This window comes from Marinobacterium nitratireducens (genome assembly GCF_014645375.1).
GTDB lineage: Bacteria > Pseudomonadota > Gammaproteobacteria > Pseudomonadales > Balneatricaceae > Marinobacterium_A > Marinobacterium_A nitratireducens.
The window spans coordinates 168,170-183,722 of the sequence record NZ_BMLT01000008.1 but is presented as its reverse complement, the minus strand read 5'-3'; the positions used below and the strand labels follow the sequence as shown (position 1 = coordinate 183,722).

14 protein-coding genes are annotated in these 15,553 nt (G+C 65.1%); all 14 read right to left on the bottom strand.

Going from position 1 to position 15,553, the window contains the following annotated elements; translation table 11 throughout:
- Positions 1–48: 48 nt before the first annotated feature.
- Entirely contained in the window at positions 49–462 is a 414-nt protein-coding gene (locus tag IEX85_RS16305) for a DUF2802 domain-containing protein (protein ID WP_229721967.1), read from the bottom strand.
- A gap of 23 nt (positions 463–485) precedes the next feature.
- Positions 486–1,415, bottom strand: a complete 930-nt coding sequence (locus IEX85_RS16300; protein ID WP_188861672.1) for a chemotaxis protein CheW — start codon at positions 1,413–1,415, stop codon at positions 486–488.
- A complete protein-coding gene (locus IEX85_RS16295) occupies positions 1,412–2,194 on the bottom strand; it encodes a ParA family protein (protein ID WP_188861671.1) in 783 nt (260 codons plus the stop codon). Before IEX85_RS16295 ends, IEX85_RS16300 begins: the two co-directional genes overlap by 4 nt.
- Positions 2,195–2,411: 217 nt before the next feature.
- Positions 2,412–3,314: a flagellar motor protein MotD gene (gene motD, locus IEX85_RS16290; protein ID WP_188861670.1), complete on the bottom strand. Its 903-nt coding sequence runs from the start codon at positions 3,312–3,314 to the stop codon at positions 2,412–2,414.
- Positions 3,315–3,320: 6 nt separating this feature from the next.
- Positions 3,321–4,061, bottom strand: a complete 741-nt coding sequence (locus IEX85_RS16285) for a flagellar motor protein (protein WP_188861669.1) — start codon at positions 4,059–4,061, stop codon at positions 3,321–3,323.
- Complete coding sequence (locus IEX85_RS16280) at positions 4,061–5,164, bottom strand: protein-glutamate methylesterase/protein-glutamine glutaminase (protein WP_188861668.1); 1,104 nt, start codon at positions 5,162–5,164, stop codon at positions 4,061–4,063. Before IEX85_RS16280 ends, IEX85_RS16285 begins: the two co-directional genes overlap by 1 nt.
- A gap of 25 nt (positions 5,165–5,189) precedes the next feature.
- Positions 5,190–7,274, bottom strand: coding sequence for a chemotaxis protein CheA (locus tag IEX85_RS16275; protein WP_188861667.1), 2,085 nt, complete (start codon positions 7,272–7,274; stop codon positions 5,190–5,192).
- 12 nt (positions 7,275–7,286) lie between these two features.
- The gene (locus tag IEX85_RS16270) at positions 7,287–7,994 is read right to left on the bottom strand and encodes a protein phosphatase CheZ (protein WP_188861666.1); all 708 of its coding nucleotides are present in this window, start codon (positions 7,992–7,994) and stop codon (positions 7,287–7,289) included.
- Between the two features lie 12 nt (positions 7,995–8,006).
- Positions 8,007–8,381, bottom strand: a complete 375-nt coding sequence (cheY, locus tag IEX85_RS16265; RefSeq protein WP_444543278.1) for a chemotaxis response regulator CheY — start codon at positions 8,379–8,381, stop codon at positions 8,007–8,009.
- Positions 8,382–8,591: 210 nt separating this feature from the next.
- The gene (locus IEX85_RS16260) at positions 8,592–9,302 is read right to left on the bottom strand and encodes an RNA polymerase sigma factor FliA (RefSeq protein ID WP_188861664.1); all 711 of its coding nucleotides are present in this window, start codon (positions 9,300–9,302) and stop codon (positions 8,592–8,594) included.
- A gap of 141 nt (positions 9,303–9,443) precedes the next feature.
- Positions 9,444–10,250, bottom strand: coding sequence for a MinD/ParA family protein (locus IEX85_RS16255; RefSeq protein ID WP_188861663.1), 807 nt, complete (start codon positions 10,248–10,250; stop codon positions 9,444–9,446).
- 19 nt (positions 10,251–10,269) lie between these two features.
- Positions 10,270–11,697 carry a flagellar biosynthesis GTPase FlhF gene (gene flhF / locus IEX85_RS16250; RefSeq protein ID WP_188861662.1) on the bottom strand — a complete coding sequence of 476 codons (1,428 nt, stop codon included), beginning with the start codon at positions 11,695–11,697 and terminating at the stop codon, positions 10,270–10,272.
- A 204-nt stretch (positions 11,698–11,901) separates the two neighbouring features.
- Positions 11,902–14,007 carry a flagellar biosynthesis protein FlhA gene (flhA, locus tag IEX85_RS16245; RefSeq protein ID WP_188861661.1) on the bottom strand — a complete coding sequence of 702 codons (2,106 nt, stop codon included), beginning with the start codon at positions 14,005–14,007 and terminating at the stop codon, positions 11,902–11,904.
- Positions 14,008–14,275: 268 nt separating this feature from the next.
- Positions 14,276–15,418, bottom strand: a complete 1,143-nt coding sequence (gene flhB, locus IEX85_RS16240; RefSeq protein ID WP_188861660.1) for a flagellar biosynthesis protein FlhB — start codon at positions 15,416–15,418, stop codon at positions 14,276–14,278.
- Between the last annotated feature and the right edge of the window lie 135 nt (positions 15,419–15,553).

The following is a 15,553-nucleotide window of genomic DNA, read 5'->3' as shown; positions in this document are numbered from 1 at the left end:
CTACTCTACCGCGACCGCAGGGCGCACGGAGCGCAGCGAGCTGCGCCTTCAGGATTTAGAGCTATGGCCGAGGGCTTCGGTGGCCTGGAGTTCGCGGTGCAGCAGCGCCATGAGTTCGGCTTCGGGGCGGCCGATGCCGCAGCTTTTGACGAGGTCGTCGACGTCGGCGCCCATTTCCATCAGACGGGTGGCCTGGTTGTAGGCGAGGACGCCGGGGTCGCGGTTTTCCAGTTCCTGCTGTTTCTCGGCGGTGATATTGAGCTTCTGCTCGATCTCCACCATGCGGCGCCCCATGCCGATCGAGCCGCTGGTCATCGAGCGGATCTCGTTGCGCAGCACGTTGACCAACGCCTGCTGCCGGCGCTCGTACTGTTTCATGCGCCGGTACAGCAGCGCACAGGCGCCGACCGTGGTCAGCGCCAGCAACAGGCAGATGAGCAGCAGCAGGGTAATGTGAGACACCTTAACCTTCCTGGACCGAAAGGCTAAAGAATATCACGGCGATCGGCCGGGGCCGAGATGGCCGCGTCGAATTGCGCCAGCAGCGCCGGAACGTCGACCAGGAAGCAGCGTTCGCGGGCGCAGGTGCCCAGCAGCCAGGGTCTGCTGGCGCGATCGCCGTTCCATTTGACCTCATCGGCACGCAACTGCAGCGACTGCAGCAGCTCATCGCAGGCCAGCGCCCAGCGGCGCCCGCTCAGCACCAGCGCCTCCCGATAACGCGCCAGAGCGGGATCGTAACGCTCCGGGATCATGCGCAGCGCGGTATCGACCACCTGCACGGGCCCGGTGCGCGACTCGTAACGCCCCAGCACCCAGTCGTGGTCGCGGTCCAGCGCCAGAGAAAGGCCATCGAGGTGCTGCACCGCCTGCACCTGATCGAAGGGCACCGCGAGCCGCAGGCCGTGCATGCGCACCAGCACGGTGTTGAACTCATCGCCCAGATCCGCGGGGCGATAGATCAGCGTGGGATTGTCGGGCCTGGCGGGCGCGGCCGACACCTCTGCCGCGCAAGGCGCCTCAGCGCTCGCCTCCTGCGCCTGGGCACCGTACTCCGCGATCATTTGCGCGTCGGCCTGCGACTCGGCATCGCTGCCATCTTCCCGGGACTGCTGGGTTTTACCCGCCGCTGGCGCCTCGTCCGACTCCATACCGCAGGCGGCAATCATTGCGGCATCGGCGCGGCTTTCGGCATCGTCCCCGGCGGCCGGTGAGGGCTGCGCGGGCTCTTTCGCAACAGCCATGGCCGGTTCCGGCTCCGGCTCCGGCTCCGGCTCCGGGCATTCGGCTACGACAGGCTCGGCGCTATCTTCCGCTTCGTCTTGCGGCGGATCTTCATCGGAGTCCAGCAGCAGGGCGTCCAGATAATCCTGCACCACCCGCTGCGGATGCTTGTCGGTCATATCCTGACTCATGCCTCACTCCTGCCCTGCTGCGCCATCAGCGTGCGCAACAACTTGGCGTAGGCGGCGACACCGCGACTGCTCGGGTCGAGCGCCGAGGGTACAACCCCCTGAACGCTGGCGTTGCGGAACTTGGTGTCGACCGGCACTACCACGTCGGCCATCTGCTCCGGGTACTGACGATGCAGCTCGCGCAGGCAGTTGACCGAGGCCTGGGTCCGGCGGTCATAGAAGGTGGGCACCAGGCTGTATTCGAGCCTGCGCTTGCGGGCGCGGTTGATCATGGCGATGCTGCGCACCATCCGCTCCAGCCCCTTGAGCGCCAGATACTCGGTCTGCACCGGCACCAGCAGGCGCTCGCAGGCCGCCAGGGCGTTGACCATCAGCACACCGAGGACCGGCGGACTGTCGATCAGCACCTGGTCGAATTCGCCATCCAGCCGGCGCAAGGCGCGCGCCACCCGCAAGCCCATGCCCTCCTTGCCGACGGCGCGACGTTCCAGCGTTGCCAGCGCAGTGGAAGCCGGCAGCAGACTGATGCGTTCATGGCTGGTCGAGAGCAGCAGCGACTTGAGCCGGTTGCGGTCCGGCACCTCCTCCGAAAACAGTTCGAAGACGCTATGCTCCAGCTCGTCCGGATCGTAGCGGAAATAGCTGGTGAGGGAGCCGTGCGGATCGAGGTCGACGACCAGCACCCTGTGCCCCGCCCCGGCCAGCAGTCCCGCCAGCGTCACCACCGTTGTGGTCTTGCCGACGCCGCCCTTCTGGTTCGCTACAGACCAGACCTTCATTGCCCGATATTGCTCCTTACGTTCTGTGAACCGCGCATAGCGGCCTGTTTAATCTATTCCGCCAAACCCAATTCGCGGCGGCGAAGCCACCTCCCGATGCGCCGCTCCCCCGGGGCCTTCCCTGTAGGAGCTCGCTCCGCGAGCGAACCATCAGAGCCGGCCTCCAGAGCAGATCGCCCACAGAGTGGGCTCCTACAGAATGAGTGCCAGGCGCCTCCTACCGCGCCTCAGGCTCGGCCTGGCGGTAGAGAATACCACCGGATTGCGTCTCGACCTGCTCCAGCGCCGGTGGCGGAGACGCAGGCTCCGGCTGCAGCAGTTCGCTCACCGCATCGGTGCTGATCTGCTGACTGCCGAACGCCTGCACCGCCCGGCGCACTCGCTCATCTCTCGAGATCACCACCACCACCCGGCGGTTGCGACTGCGCCCCTCCGCGGTGCGGTTGCTGTAGGCCGGCTGATACTCGCCATAACCCACCGCCGCCATGCGCTGCGGCGCCAGCCCGTTGAGGGCCAGAATCCGCACCACCGCCGCCGCCCGCGCCGCGGACAGTTCCCAGTTCGACGGGAACTGATCGGTTTCGATGGGCCTGTCGTCGGTAAACCCCTCGACGTGAATCGGGTTGTCCAGTCCGACCAGCAGTTCGGCTATATCGCCCAGCAGCGCATCGGCTTCGATCTGCGGCAGGGCGCTGCCACTGGGAAACAACTGCGCGGCGCGCAGTTCGATCGTGATCCAGAGGTCGTTGCCGTCGATCTTCATCTCGCCGTCGTCGATCCGCGGCGAGAACCGCCGCCGCAGTCCGTCCAGCAGCGCGCGCAACTGCTCGCTCCGGGCCTCGTCCGGCGCATCGATTTCGATCGGCGGCGCCTCCGGCTCGCGCCTGTCGCCCACCGCCAGATCGTCCTCCAGCGGCTGCCCGCCGTTGCCGGCTACACGGCCGCCCGACTCGAACACGCCGCTCAGGGCCTCTGACAGCGCGCGATACTTTTCCTCGTTCACGGTCGAAATGGCGTACATGACGACGAAGAACGCCAGCAACAGGGTAATGAAGTCGGCATAGGAGACCACCCAGCGATCCTGCGGGCTGTCATCGGGTGGCGGACGGCGGCGCGGCACGCGAACCTACCCCAGGTAGCCCAGCAGGCGCTGGCGGATCAGCTGCGGACTCTGGCCATCGGCGATCGACAGCAGACCTTCGAGCATCATTTCCTGATAGCGGTAGCGCTCCAGCACCCGATTCTTGATCTTGTTGGCCAGCGGGATCAGCAGCAGGTTGGCGAGACCGACACCGTAGACGGTGGCGACGAACGCCGTGGCGATCCCGGCGCCCAGGCCCTCGGGATCCGCCAGGCTGCTCATGACCTGGATAAGCCCGATCACGGCGCCAAGAATGCCCAGCGTCGGCGCATAGCCTCCCATACTCTCGATCACGCGCGCGCCCTGCAGATCCCGCTGTTCATGCGCTACCAGCTGCACTTCCAGCATGGCGCGGATGACCTCGGAGCGGCGACCGTCCACCAGCAGCTGCAGGCCTCCGCGCACCAGCGGATCCGGGGTTCGCGCCACCTCCTTCTCCAGCGCCAGCAGACCGTCCTTGCGCGCCAGACCGCACCACCTGACCACTTCCTTCACGCCGGCTTCGAAATCGTAGCGGGGGCTGCGCAGCAGCCAGCGCAGCAGACGCAGCGCACGGCGAAAGTCGTCGGCCGGAGACTGGATCGCTGCCGCCGCCAGGGTGCCACCCACCACGATCAGCAGTGCCGGCGGGTTGAACAGCTGCTGCAACTGGCCGCCTTCGAGATAGTGACCACCGACGACGGCCACCACCGCCAGCAGCAAGCCCAGCAGGCTGAGCCGGTCCATCAGTGGCCGCCTCCGGCGAGCAGCGGCCCGAATTCCGACAGGTCCAGCTCCGCATCCGCCAGCCCGGCCTTGACCACCGCCTGCGGCATGCCGTAGATGGTGCAGCTCTGCTGGTTTTGCGCCCAGATGGTGGCGCCGGTCTTCTTCAGCAGCTTCGCCCCCTCGCAGCCGTCAGCGCCCATCCCGGTGAGAATCAGCGCCAGGGTCCTGCGGCCATAGGCGCGCGCGGCAGAGCCGTAGGTGATATCGACGCTGGGCTTGTAGGTCAGGCGCTCGTCGCCGGGAAGAATCCGCACGCGGTCGGTGCGGTTGCCGTCGATGATCATCTGCTGGCCGCCCGGTGCCAGCAGCGCCAGCCCCGGTTCGAGGCGATCGCCGTCCTCCGCCTGACGCACGCGAATACGGCACTGCTGGTCGAGCCGCTCGGCGAACACCCGGGTGAAGGTTGCGGGCATGTGCTGCACCAGCAGGATCGGGTACGGGAAGGATGCCGGCAGTTGCGTCAGAATCTGCTGCAGGGCCGCCGGACCGCCGGTGGAGGACCCAATCACCACCAGCCGGCAGTCGGGCATCCGCACACGGCCCGCCGGGCGCGGCGGCGCCGCCCTGGGCGCGTCTTCGCGCGCGCCGGAGCGGAATACCAGGGTGCTGGCACTGCGCCCCTCGGGCACGCTGTCGCTGGCGAAACGGCTGCGGCGAAACCGCGGCGAGCGCGCCAGCGACACCAGCCGGTCGATCAGCTGGCCGCTGACCTGGCCGGACTGGTCGAGCCAGGCGCGAATATCCTTGGGCAGGTAATCCACGGCGCCGGCCTCGAGGGCCTGCAGTGTGGTCTGGGCCCCCTCGTGGGTCAGCGACGACAGCATCAGAATCGAGGTCGGCGCCTCGCGCATGATCCGGCGAACCGCCTCGATGCCGTTCATCTGCGGCATCTCGACATCCATGGTAATGACGTCAGGACGCAGCTGGCGCGCCTTCTCGACCGCCTCGACGCCGTTGACCGCCGTACCCACGACCTTCAGGCGCGGGTCGCGGGCCAGCGCATCGCTGATGCGGTGCCGGATAAAGCTGGAGTCGTCGACTATGAGTACGCTTGCCGCCATGGGGTCCTTCTCGTCAGCATCCGCGTCAGCTCGCGTAGCGCTTTAGCAGGTTGGGCAGGTCGATGATCAGGGCAATGCGGCCGTCGCCTGTGATGGTGGCGCCGGAGAGCCCCGGCGTGCCGTGCAGGATGCTGCCGAGCGGCTTGATGACCACCTCTTCCTGGCCCACCAGCTGGTCGACGACGAACCCCACCCGCTGGGTGCCAACGGTCACGATCACGACATGTCCCTGCTTCGGCAGCGGCGCATGCGCGGCGCCGTCCACCAGCCAGCGCTTGAGGTGGAACAGCGGCAGCGCCTGGTCACGCACCACGATCACGCGCTGACCGTCGACGACGTTGGTTTTGGTCAGGTCCAGATTGAAGATCTCGTTGACGTTGACCAATGGCAGCGCGAAGGCCTGCTGCTCCAGAATCACCATCAGCGTCGGCATGATCGCCAGCGTCAGCGGCACCTGGATGGCGATGCGGGTACCCTGCCCCAGTACCGAATCGATCGCCAGGGTACCGTTGAGCTGGGTGATCTTGGTCTTGACCACATCCATGCCCACACCGCGCCCGGACACGTCGGAGATCTCGGACTTGGTCGAAAAGCCGGGGGCGAAGATCAGATTGAAGCATTCCTGATCGCTCAGCCGCGCGGCCGCTTCGCTGTCGAGCATGCCGCGCTGGACCGCCAGCTTGCGCAGCTTGTTCGGATCCATACCGCCGCCGTCGTCCTGGATCACCAGCAGGATATGGTCGCCTTCCTGCTCGGCGGACAGCAGCACCAGCCCTTCCCGCGGCTTGCCCAGCTGCTCGCGCTTGGCCGGCGCCTCGATACCGTGATCGACGGCATTGCGCACCAGGTGGATCAGCGGATCGGCCAGCGCCTCGACCAGGTTCTTGTCGAGATCGGTTTCCTCGCCGCGAAGCTCCAGCCGGATTTCCTTCTTGAGGTTGCGCGAGAGATCGCGAATCAGACGCGGAAAACGCCCGAACACCTTTTTCACCGGCTGCATGCGGGTTTTCATCACCGAGGTCTGCAGATCGGCGGTGACCATGTCGAGGGTACCGAGCGCCTTCGCCATTTCCTCGTCTTCCTGGGCGCCGCCAAGACGCACCAGGCGATTGCGCACCAGCACCAGCTCGCCCACCATGTTCATGATGGTATCGAGCAGGCGGGTGTCGACGCGCACATTGGAGGACTCCTGGGCGCCACGGGACGACGGGGCAGCGGCCACCGGTTCGGGCTGGCCCGCCGGCGGGCGCGGCTTTTCGGCCGCCGGTGCCGCGGCGAAGGCGCCCTTGCCTTCGGCCTGCAGCTTGTCCAGCAGATCCTCGAACTCGTCGTCGGTAATCAGCTCCCCGGCAGCCGGCGCTTTCGGCGCCACAGGCGCTTCCTTCGCGGTGACCGGCAGTTCGTCGAGCAGCGCATCGAACTCGCGTCCCGAGAGGCCGGCGGCGTCCGTCTGCGTTTTCCTGCCGGGCGCCCCACCACTGCCGTGCAGTTCGTCGAGCAGGGATTCGAACTCATCCTCGGTAATCCGGTCGCTGCCGGCACCGGCCTGCGAATCCGTCTTTCCCGGCGCCCCGCCACTGCCGTGCAGTTCGTCCAGCAGCGACTCGAACTCGTCCTCGGAAATGAGATCGTCGTTCGGCGCCTGCCCCAGCGCTTCGCTCAGCCCGACTTCCCCCGGCGCTTGCGACGGCGCCGGTGCAGCCGCAGGCTCAGCAACAGGCTGTCCGCTGGCAGCGCCCGCCAGGCTTTGCAGCAGCTGCGGCGAGGCCGGCTCCGGATTGTCGCCGGCGCGCACCTGGCCGAACATGCGATTGACCGCATCGAGCGCCTGCAGCACCAGATCCATCAGGGATGCCGAGACCTGCAGCTCGCCGGTGCGCAACAGATCGAACAGGTTCTCGGCCTGATGGCAGCATTCCACCATGGCCTCGATCTGCAGGAAACCCGCGCCGCCCTTGACCGTATGGAAGCCACGGAAGATCGCGTTCAGCAGCTCACGGTCCTGCGGCCGCTGCTCGAGATCGACTAGCTGCTCCGAGAGCTGCTCCAGTATCTCGCCGGCTTCGATCAAAAAGTCTTCCAGGATCTCCTGATCCACATCCAAACCCATGGGGCGCTCCTCTCAAAAGCCCAGACTGGACAACAGATCGTCGACGTCGTCCTGATTGCGGGCCACCGCGGCGCCGTCCGCTGGCCGCACCTGGGGACCCTCGGCACGCGCCGGATCGGCCGGCGCCGCAACGCTGCGGGGCTCTTCCACCCTGACGTTGTTGAGCCGGTCAACCTTCGCAGCCATTTCCATAAGATCCACCAGTTGGCTTTCGACCTGCGTCAGCAGCTGCATGACGCGGCGAATCAGCTGCCCGGTAATGTCCTGAAAACCCTGCCCGACCAGGATCTCCGTCAGCTCGCCGCGCATCTGCTCGAGCTGCGGGGTCGTATCCTCGGGCAGGTCCTGGCGCCCGGCGAATCGGTCCACCAGTGCCAGGGTACGATCGACGCGATCGAGGGTGTCGTGGGCCGCCCGTTCGGTCAGCTGGATAACGTAATCGAGACGCTCGGAGGCATCCGTCATCGCGGAAAGCTGGCCGCGTTGCGCTTCCGGCACGCCGATTTCCGACGAGAACGACTTGATCGCCTCATGCAGTCCGCGGGTGAGCCGGCCCACCTCGCGATAAAAGGCGTCATGGCGCGCAGCCTGCAGCTCACTGATCAGCGACATGGCATCAGGCAGGTCGCCCCGCTCGAGCACCGCAACCAGCTCCTGCGCCTTGCCCTGCAACAGCGCTTCCAGCGAATCCGTGGTTGACGTTATCTTTGCACCGGACATGACGGAAACTCCTCAGCCTTCCAGACGCTCGAAGATCTTGTCGATCTTCTCCTTCAGCACGGCGGCGGTGAACGGCTTGACGACATAGCCGTTCACACCGGCCTGAGCGGCGGTAATGATCTGCTCGCGCTTGGCTTCCGCCGTCACCATCAGCACCGGTATCGCGGCCAGCTGCGGATCCTTGCGAACTTCCTTCAGCAGGTCGATACCGGTCATGCCCGGCATGTTCCAGTCCGTCACCAGAAAATCCACGCTGCCCTGTTTCAGGATCGGCAGGGCCGTCTTGCCATCGTCGGCCTCCAAGACGTTAGTGAACCCCAGATCACGCAGCAGATTCTTTATGATGCGCCTCATGGTGGAAAAGTCGTCCACCACCAGGATTCGGATGTCCTTTCTCAAGACAGGTTCTCCCAAACAATAATGACCCGATGTACGGAGCCGCTTCTGATCGGCCCGCCGGCGTCTCCGGGCTGCCGGCCTGACCGGCCGGGAGGCCATTCAGCCTCCGTTAACCCCGAGCCCCGTTATATACACAGGCAGCAAACGTTAGCTGTATCGGCCGGACAGGCCGAAACTGCAGCTGCTTTGTGGAAAAATTTATCGCCAGTCGCGCAGCCGTGCCCGCAGCCGGTGAGCCGCCTGGCTGTGAATCTGGCTGATCCTGGATTCGCTGACCCCGAGCACCTGCCCGATCTCCTTGAGGTTGAGCTGCTCGTCGTAGTAGAGCGACAGCACCAGCCGCTCACGCTCGGGCAGCCCCTCGATGGCACGGGCGAGCGCGGCGGTAAAAGCGCCCTGCTCGACCTCGCCGCCGGGCTCGGGGGTCTCCGAGACGAACTGTTCGCCGGCGCCGTCGTCATCGGGATTGACCAGCTCCTCGAAGCTGAACAGGCGACTTTCCATGGCGTCCTGCAGCAGCGAGTGATACTCGTCCATGCCGATTCCCAGCTCCGCCGCCACTTCGGCGTCGCTGGCGTCGCGCCCAAGGCGGGCTTCGAGCTGATGAATGGCGTCGGCGACACGACGGCTGTTGCGATGCACCGAACGCGGCGTCCAGTCGCCACGGCGCACTTCGTCGATGATGGCACCGCGAATACGGATACCGGCGTAGGTTTCGAAACTGGCGCCCTTGCCGGGGTTGTATTTGCCGGCAGCTTCGAGCAATCCGATCATGCCCGCCTGGATGAGGTCCTCGAGCACGACGCTCGCTGGCAGGCGCGCCAGCAGATGGTAGGCAATACGCTTAACCAGCGGGGCGTACTGCTCTATCAGGTCCTCACTGGAGGTGTAATCCAGCTGGTTATACATGACATCCTTTTTCCGGGCTTTAGGGGTTCTTCCGTCAGCCGAAGCCTGAGTTCCCCGAGTATAGAGGACCACAAACGCCAGCGCCCGAGGCCGAGGCCGCACGCCTTCAAGCCGCCACTGCGTAGCCGCGAAGAACCTTCTTTATAATCTCTGCACCAGCCGCTCGACGAAGAATTCGAGATGTCCGCGCGGCGTCGTCATCACCGGCCAGCTGTCGACCCTGTTCGCCAGCTGACGATAGGCAAGTGCCGCTTTGCTGCTGGAAAATGCTTTTAATACAGCAGCTTGGCGTTGAACGGCCTTTCTGACCGATTCATCATAAGGGATTGACCCTACGTATTGAAGTGTTACATCGAGGAAACGGTCGGTCACGGTCAGCAGCTTGTTGAACATATTGCGGCCTTCCGCCTCGCTGCGCACCATGTTGGCCAGCACCCGGAAGCGACTGACGCGGTAATCCCGGTTCAGCAGTTTGATCAGGGCATAGGCGTCGGTGATCGACGTCGGCTCGTCGCACACCACCACCAGCACCTCCTGGGAAGCGCGCAGAAAACTGACCACCGACTCTGAAATTCCCGCCGCGGTATCGATAACCAGCACATCGACGTCATCGCCGATGTCGCTGAAAGCGTGGATCAGCTCGGCATGCTCGTGCACCCCCAGGGCGGTCATTTCCTGGGTGCCCGAAGAGGCCGGCACGATACGCACGTTCTCGCCGGCGTCGAGCATCACCTCGGCCAGCCCGCAACTGCCGGCCAGCACATCGGCGATGGTCTGACGCGGCCGCAACCCGAGCAGCACATCGACATTGGCAAGCCCAAGGTCGGCATCCAGCAATACCACACGCCGCCCCATCTCCCCGAGCGCAAGCGAGAGATTGACCGATACATTGGTCTTGCCGACGCCGCCCTTGCCGCCGGTTACCGCCACCACCTTGACTGGATGCATGCTCTGTTTCTTCCCTGGATCAACCGGTCCGGCCGATAAAGGCCAGATCCGGCTCATCTCCCGACTGCTGTTCCCGTTCCAGCGCTTTCTGCGCGGTCACCACCGCCCGGCTCACCAGGTCGTGTCGCCGCGCCACGCCGATATCGTCCGGTATCTTCTGTCCGTCCGTGACATAAGCTATCGGCAGCTGCTTCTCGATCGCCAGCGTCAATGCCTCGCCAAGACTGCCGGACTCGTCCAGCTTGCTCAGCACGCAACCGTTCAGTCCCAGCCCGCGGTAGGTATCGTAGGCGCTTTCCAGCACCCGACGCTGACTGGAGCAGGACAGCACCAGCAACTTTTTCATGCGCAAAGGCACGCTCTTTAGCAGCTCTATCTGCTCGCCGGTATGGGGTTCGCTGGCGCTCATGCCCGCAGTATCGATCAGCACCAGCCGCTTGCCGCGCAGCGATTGCAGCACCTCTTCCAGCGAGTGATTCTCATCCGCCACCCGCACCGGGACATCGAGGATACGTCCGAAGGTCCGCAGCTGCTCGTGGGCGGCGATACGGTAGGAATCGGTTGTCACCAGCGCCAGACTGGAGCTGCCGTAACGCAGCACGTAGCGCGCCGCCAGCTTGCCGATGGTGGTGGTCTTGCCGACGCCGGTGGGACCGACGAAGGCGACCATGCCACCCCGTTCGATAAACTCCTCCCCCACCACCGGAATGGCGTCCGACAGGCGCGCCAGACTACCGCGCCAGGCCTTGTCGAGCTCGATATCCTGCTCGATATCGGCCACCAGATGGCGCACCACCCGGGCGCCGATACCCAGACTGTCGAGCCGGCGACTGAGCTTGGCCTGCGCCACCGGAGGCTGCGAGCGCGGCGCAGGCGCGGCCGGGGGCGGCGACTTCAGCTGGCTTTCCAGCATCGCCCGCAACTGCTGAATTTCCTGCTGCATGGTGACAATCATGCGGTGATCGCCACCGTCGGCGGACTCCGGCGCAGGCCGCCGCGGCGCAGGCTCGGGCACGTCTGCAGGCACCGCGATCCGGGCCTGCTGCCGCGCCTTGAGGGTTTCGAGAATGCTGCGCATCTCGTCGTCCTCGTCGCTCTCGATCTGGCGGTTTCGCACCACATCGAGCCCGGGCTCGGCGGGACTGGCAGCCTGCTGCTGCGCCGCAGCGATGCGCGCACGCACCTTGCGCATCTCGTCATCGAGCCCGGCGCCCTGACGCCCGGCGCTGTGCTGGCGCTGCAACTGCTCCTCGCGCCGGCGCCGCTCCTGGCCCTGGCGCTTGAACTCGGCCTGGGCCGCCTCGTATTCGTGCTCGTGGGCGGCCACCACCTCGACGCCGCCGGCCACCCGATGATTGGAGACAATGACCGCATCGGGTCCGATTTCTTCACGGACCCGCCGCATCGCCTGGCGCATGTCAGGGGCAAAAATGCGTTTTACCTTCATAGTCGTCCTCTGGGTGACGCGTGACAGGTTACGCGTGACGCCACCGGTGCGCGCTCACAGCGAAGCGTTTCGATTGATGTAGGGCACCTTGAGCGAAGCGAAACGTGCCACTGCTTGCGGCGCAGCTCGCTTCGCTCCACTACGAACCGCTCCTGCATTCTCAGCATTTCCACCATCCCTGGCGGTCAAGGCGCCCTACGCTCATCACTGTCCACCTACGGTGGCCACGATGGTGACCTTCTTGCTCTCCGGGATTTCCTGATAGGAAAGCACGTGAATCTGATGCTGGCCATAGCGTACGAACTTCGCCATCAGCGGTCTCACCGGCGCCGCCACCAGCAGTATCGTCGGCTTGCCGGCCATTTCCTGGTTCTGCGCCGCCGTCGACAGCGAACTCTGCAACCGCTCCGCCATACCGGGCTCGAGCGCAAGCCCCTCGCCGCCGGAGGGGTTCTGCACCGAGCCGAGCAGCAGCTGTTCGAGCTTCGGATCCAGGGTAATCACCGGAATATCGTCGGCCGGACCGTTGATTTCCTGCACGATCAGGCGTGCCAGCGACACCCGCACCGCCGCGGTGAGCGCCACCGGATCCTGGGTACGCCCCACCGCCTCGGCCAGCGCCTCGGCGATGCTGCGGAAGTCTTTCAGCGGCACCTGCTCCATCAGCAGGCTCTGCAGCACCTTGAGCAGGGCGCTGACCGACAGCTTGCCGGGCACCAGCTCTTCGGCCAGCTTCGGCGAGTGCCGCGACAGCATATCCAGCAGCTGCTGCACTTCCTCGTGCCCCAGCAGCTCGTGGGCGTGGGTCTGCAGCAGCTGGTTCAGGTGCGTGGCCACGACGGTACTGGCGTCCACCACCGTATAGCCCAGCGACTGGGCCTGCTCTTTCTGCCCGCTCTCGATCCAGACGGCATCGAGCCCGAAGGCCGGATCCTTCACCGCCGTGCCCTTGAGCGTACCGAAGACCTGTCCGGGATTGATCGCCAGCTCGCGATCCGGATATACCTCGGCCTCGCCGACGATCACACCCATCAACAGTATGCGGTACCCCCCCGGCAACAGATCGAGGTTATCGCGGATATGCACCGAGGGCACCAGAAAGCCGAGGTCCTGCGACAGCTTGCGGCGCACGCCCTTGATCCGGCCAAGCAACTGGCCGCCCTGCATCTTGTCGACCATCGGTATCAAGCGGTAGCCGACCTCGAGTCCTATCATGTCCACCGGCATGACATCATCCCAGTCGAGTTCTTTCTGCTCGTCCGGGCCCGACATCGGCTCGGTGCGCGCCAGCTCCTGCCGCTCGGCGGCTTCGGCGCCGGCCTTTTCACGCTGCAGCTTGAGAATCCACCAGGCGACACCGCCGGCCGCTGCGGCAAGCGTCAAAAAAGCGACATGCGGCATACCCGGCACGATACCGATGACCGTCAGCACGCAGGCGGCGACGATCAGCGCCCGCGGCGCCGAGAACATCTGATGCAGCACCTGATGCCCCATATCCTGGGAGGTGTTCTGTCGCGTCACCGTGATCGCCGCCGCGGTCGACAGCAGCAGCGACGGAATCTGCGCCACCAGACCGTCACCGATGGTCAGCAGCGAATAGTAGCGCGCCGCCAGATCGAAGCTCAGACCGTGCTGCAGCATGCCGATGGACAGGCCGCCGATCAGGTTGATCGCCAGAATCAGGATACCGGCGACGGCGTCGCCACGGACGAACTTGGAGGCACCGTCCATGGCGCCGTAGAAGTCCGCCTCGCGGGTGACTTCCTGACGTCGCTGCTTCGCCTCTTCCTGGCTGATCAGGCCGGCATTGAGATCGGCGTCGACCGCCATCTGCTTGCCGGGCATGGCATCGAGTGTAAAGCGAGCACTCACTTCGGAAATACGGCCGGCCCCCTTGGTCACCACCACGAAGTTGATGATCACCAGTATCAGGAACACCACGATACCGACCACGTAGTTGCCGCCGATCACCACCGAGCCGAAGGCTTCGATCACCTTGCCCGCGGCATCGCCGCCTTCGTGACCGTACAGCAGCACCACCCGGGTCGAGGCCACGTTGAGCGCCAGCCGCAGCAGCGTCGCCACCAGCAGAATGGTCGGGAAAACGGTAAACTCGAGCGGTCGCAATGCGTAAACACAGACCAGCAGCACCACCAGCGACAGCGCGATATTGAAGGTGAAGAAGACATCCAGCAGGAACGGCGGCATCGGCAGCGTGACCATGCCGATCACGGCCAGCAGCAACAGCGGCACCCCCAGGTTTCCCTGGCTCAGGCTGCGCACGTTGTTGAGAATGACCGCTCTATCCACTCCGCCTACCGTCAAAATTCAGTCAGTCACAGCCAGCACAATCGTAACTGTCGCTATTGGAAGACCTGGCAACCGCCAGCATTCAATTTATTGACGCCCTCCAGGGGCACCAGGGTGGTTTCATGCAATTTTCTCGCCAGGGCGTTAAGCGTTAAGCGTTAAGCGTTAAGCGTTCAACAGCCTATCCCGCACCTCGCACCTCGCACCTCGCACCTTACGCCTCACGCCTCACGCCTCACGCCTCACGCCTCACGCCCCACCTTACGCCTTACTCCTCACCATCGAACCGCAGATCATCGGGGATATCGAGATCCTGGTCCCGCAGCGGCTGCGCATCCCCGGCCCGCCTTCGCGCTTCGCGCAGCTGGTAGACATACGCCAGCACCTGCGCCACGGCCTTGAACAGCCCCGCCGGTATTTCCTCCTCCAGCTCGGTATGCCGGTACAGGGCCCGCGCCAGCGGCGGCGCCGACAGCAGCGGCACCTCGTGCTCGATCGCCAGCTCGCGAATCTTCAGCGCCACGAAATCGGCACCCTTGGCCAGCACCACCGGCGCCCGGCCCGACTCCGGGTCGTACTTCAGCGCCACCGCGTAGTGGGTCGGGTTGGTAATCACCACATCGGCCTCGGGCACCCGGGTCATCATCTGGCGCTGCGCGATCTCGCGCTGCAACTGCCGGATCCGGCCCTTCACCTCGGGCTTGCCTTCGGTGTTCTTGAGCTCGTCCTTGACCTCCTGCAGCGTCATCTTCAGCTTCTTGCTGTAATCGTAAAGCTGAAAAGGCACATCGATCACCGCGATCAGGATCAGCGTTGCGCTGATGACCAGAAACGACCAGCTGACGATATGCACGGCATCGCGCATCGCCAGCAACACGTCGCTCGCGCCCAGCGCCAGGAGCTGCTGCTGGATCAGCCCGAGCACCAGTACCGCGCCGGCACCGACCAGCAGAAACTTCGCCAGCGCCTTGACCAGCTCCACCAGCGCCTTGAGCGAAAACATCCGCTTGAGGCCCGACAGCGGATTGATCCGACTGCCCTTGGGCTGCAACGCCTGGCCGCTGAAGTTCCATCCGCCCAGGGCGATGGGGCCAATGACCGCGGCCAGCAGCACCAGCAGGAAAAAGCCGGTCATTCCCAGCAGCGCATCGAACAGCGAGCGTCCGAGATGCGCGAACATCATCGCCGGATCGAACAGTGCGTCGCGCTCGAGACGGAAGTTGCCGACCATCATGTCCGCCATCAGCCGTGCGGCAGTTTCGCCGAACAGCAACGCACTGGCGGCGGCCGCCAGCAGCAGCACCGCGGCGCCCAGTTCGCGCGATCGCGGCACGTCGCCTTTCTCGCGCGCCTCACGCAATCGCTTGGGGGTTGGGTCTTCGGTCTTTTCCTGACCGGATTCGTCTGCCATTGCAGGCAAGCCCTCCAGAATCCGCGGGGTGGCGGTGAGCGCTCCCCGACGTGCTGTCTCTTTCGGTGCGCATCGCTTCGCTCAGCAGCACCCTACGCCGATCGAGAGGTACGGCGGTGCCGTTCGCCGCGCTCA

Coding starts and splice junctions, on each gene's coding strand:
- IEX85_RS16285 (WP_188861669.1), bottom strand. CDS start 4,061: ATGGACCGGCTCAGCCTGCTGGGCTTGCTGCTGGCGGTGGTGGCCGTC.
- IEX85_RS16260 (WP_188861664.1), bottom strand. CDS start 9,302: ATGTATAACCAGCTGGATTACACCTCCAGTGAGGACCTGATAGAGCAG.
- IEX85_RS16295 (WP_188861671.1), bottom strand. CDS start 2,194: ATGAAGGTCTGGTCTGTAGCGAACCAGAAGGGCGGCGTCGGCAAGACC.
- flhB (WP_188861660.1), bottom strand. CDS start 15,418: ATGGCAGACGAATCCGGTCAGGAAAAGACCGAAGACCCAACCCCCAAG.
- IEX85_RS16275 (WP_188861667.1), bottom strand. CDS start 7,274: ATGGGTTTGGATGTGGATCAGGAGATCCTGGAAGACTTTTTGATCGAA.
- IEX85_RS16270 (WP_188861666.1), bottom strand. CDS start 7,994: ATGTCCGGTGCAAAGATAACGTCAACCACGGATTCGCTGGAAGCGCTG.
- flhF (WP_188861662.1), bottom strand. CDS start 11,697: ATGAAGGTAAAACGCATTTTTGCCCCTGACATGCGCCAGGCGATGCGG.
- IEX85_RS16280 (WP_188861668.1), bottom strand. CDS start 5,164: ATGGCGGCAAGCGTACTCATAGTCGACGACTCCAGCTTTATCCGGCAC.
- IEX85_RS16300 (WP_188861672.1), bottom strand. CDS start 1,415: ATGAGTCAGGATATGACCGACAAGCATCCGCAGCGGGTGGTGCAGGAT.
- IEX85_RS16255 (WP_188861663.1), bottom strand. CDS start 10,250: ATGCATCCAGTCAAGGTGGTGGCGGTAACCGGCGGCAAGGGCGGCGTC.